Below are 2,419 nucleotides of genomic sequence, written 5' to 3'. Positions count from 1 at the left end.
CGCGAAGAACGCGCTCGCCACCTCGGGTGCCGAGGTGGCCGGGCCGGGGCTGGCCGGCGCGCTGATCAAGCTGGTGGGGGCGCCRCTCGCGCTGCTGGTCGATGCGGCGCTGCTGCTGCTGTCGGCCGGCATCCTGCGCGGCATCCGCATCGTCGAGATCCGCCGCCCGCGCGCCGATGCGCACTTCTGGCGCGACCTGCAGGCCGGCGTGCGCTTCGTGCGCAGCCAGCGCCTGCTGATCGCGCTGGCGACCGCGGTGGGCCTGTGGCAGATGTGCCACCACGCGGCGCTGGTGGTGCAGATCCTGTTCGCGACCCGCACGCTGGGCCTGGGCGAGCAGGCGATCGGCCTCAGCTACATGGGCATGGGCGGCGGCACCATCCTCGCGAGCGTGTACGGCAACCGCATCAGCCGGCGCTACGGGCCGGGGCCGTGCCTGGTGCTGGGCTTCGTGATCTGCGGCGTCGGCTGGCTGGTGCTGGCGGCGGCGCCGGCCAACTCCTGGGGCGTGGCGGCCTTCGCGGCGATGCTGCTGTGCTTCTCGGCCGGCGCGGTGCTGATCTTCATCAACTTCCTCGCGCTGCGGCAGGCGGTGACGCCGGAGCCGCTGCTCGGCCGCATGACGGCGACGATGCGCTGGCTGATCCTGATCCCGGCCGGGCCGGGTGCACTGCTCGGCGGCTGGCTGGGCGAGCACGTCGGGCTGCGCGCCTCGCTGGTGTTCGCCGGCGCCTTTGCGCTGCTGGTGGCCGCGGTGGCGGGGCGCCATCCGGTCATCCGCAACGTGCGCGAGCTGCCGAAGCTGGAGAACGTCGAGGACTGGATGGGGGCGGAGGCGGACGTGCGGCCGGCGGCGGAGTGACGTGGCGCGGAAGGCGCGTGCGGRGAGGCTGTGGCTCGCCGGCCGGGTCGGTCATCGCCCCAGGGGGCGATGACTGCCCTGCGCTGACTGGTTTCATGGCCCGTCGCCCAAACTCCCGCCACTCACTTCGTTCGTTGTGGTCAAACAGTGGGCGACAGTCAGTGCACGAAGCGTGCTGCGCACGCGGGCCATGAAACCAGCCAGCTCCGGCGCCCCGTCCCTATTGGCGCTCCACAGCCTCCCCGCACGCGCCTTTGGCCACCACCGCTCTTTGGGGAGGTGACAAGCGAACAAATGGGGGTTGAGCCCGGGTTGTCACCCGGGCGCGGTTTCCCGTCAGTCGTGGATCGCGCTGCCGGGTGAGAAGCGGTTCACCGCGTCGGTGATGATGCCGTCGATGCCGAGCCCCGTCAGCCGGCGCGCCTCGGCCGGGTCGTTCACGGTGTAGACCAGCGCGCGCAGGCCGGCGCCGTGCACGCGGGCCAGCACCGCCTTGTCGATCAGCCCGTAGTGCGTGACCACGGCGACGCAGCCGAGCGATTGCGCTTCTTCCAGCCAGCCGCTGCGCAGGCTGTCGAGCAGCAGCGCCCGCGGCAGGGCCGGCGCGCTGTCGCGGGCGGCCGCCAGCGCATCCGGCTTGAACGAGCTGAGCAGCGGCTGCACCGCCTCGCCGGCCCACAGCCGGGCCGCTTCGCGCGCGACGACGCGGCCGGTCTCGGCCTCGTCGCCCGGCGTCGGCTTGATCTCGATGTTCAGCGCGAAGCCGTTGCGCAGGCAGTAGCGGGCGATCGCCTCGAAGCTCGGGATCGGCTCGCCGGCGAAGCCGCGGCTGTGCCAACCGCCGGCGTCCAGCCGCGACAGCTCGGCCCAGCTGCGATCCGAGGCCAGGCCGCGCTCCGGCGTCGTGCGCTGCAGCGTCGCGTCGTGCAGCAGGAAGGGCACGCCGTCGGCGCTCAACTTCACGTCGCATTCGAACGCGCGGTAGCCGTGGCCGGCCCCGACGCGGAATGCGGCCAGAGTGTTCTCAGGTGCCAGCAGGCCCGCACCACGGTGCGCGACCCACAGTGGGTACGGCCAGGTGGTCATGCAGCGACCCGCTTGCCGCTTGCCGCATCGAACCAGTGCAGGTGCTCGGCCGACGGCTTCAGGTGCAGCGTGCTGCCAGGGGCCGGCGGCACCAGCGTGCGGTCGATGCGCAGCGTGAAGCCATGGTCGGCGATGCGGCCGTGCACCAGGCGCTCGGCGCCCAGCATCTCGACCATCTCGATCGCCAGCGGCCAGCCGCCGTCGTGCGCGACGCTCGCATGGCCCAGGTGCTCCGGGCGCACGCCGAGGATCAGCTCGCCGTCGCGCGGCGCCGCGTGGGGCAGGGGCAGGTCCACGCCGCCGAACGTGAAGCTCGCGCCCTGGGCGCGGCCGGTCAGCAGGTTCATCGGCGGCGAGCCGATGAAGCTCGCGACGAAGGTGGTGGCCGGGCGGGCGTAGACCTCTTCCGGCGTGCCGATCTGCTCCATGTGGCCGGCGTTCATCACGATCATGCGTTGCGCGAGCGTCATC

3 protein-coding genes are annotated in these 2,419 nt (G+C 72.7%); 1 reads left to right on the top strand and 2 read right to left on the bottom strand.

Annotated elements, in window-relative coordinates; genetic code table 11:
• The coding region (locus tag AC1D12_RS30985) for an MFS transporter (RefSeq protein ID WP_477845041.1) at window positions 1–862 on the top strand (862 nt) is incomplete at its 5' end.
• A 336-nt stretch (window positions 863–1,198) separates the two neighbouring features.
• Here AC1D12_RS30985 and ugpQ read toward each other — a convergent pair.
• Window positions 1,199–1,948, bottom strand: a complete 750-nt coding sequence (gene ugpQ, locus AC1D12_RS30980; RefSeq protein ID WP_477827786.1) for a glycerophosphodiester phosphodiesterase — start codon at window positions 1,946–1,948, stop codon at window positions 1,199–1,201.
• The coding region (locus tag AC1D12_RS30975) for a TOBE domain-containing protein (protein ID WP_477845040.1) at window positions 1,945–2,419 on the bottom strand (475 nt) is incomplete at its 5' end. The genes AC1D12_RS30975 and ugpQ, both read right to left, overlap by 4 nt.

Source organism: Rhizobacter sp. P1_G5, assembly GCF_056405435.1.
The sequence above is the reverse complement of the archived record's forward strand: the minus strand, read 5'-3'. Positions and strand labels throughout refer to the sequence as shown.

Bases quoted from the DNA above. Each gene is read 5' to 3' on its own strand.
- ugpQ (WP_477827786.1), bottom strand. From the start codon at position 1,948: ATGACCACCTGGCCGTACCCACTGTGGGTCGCGCACCGTGGTGCGGGC.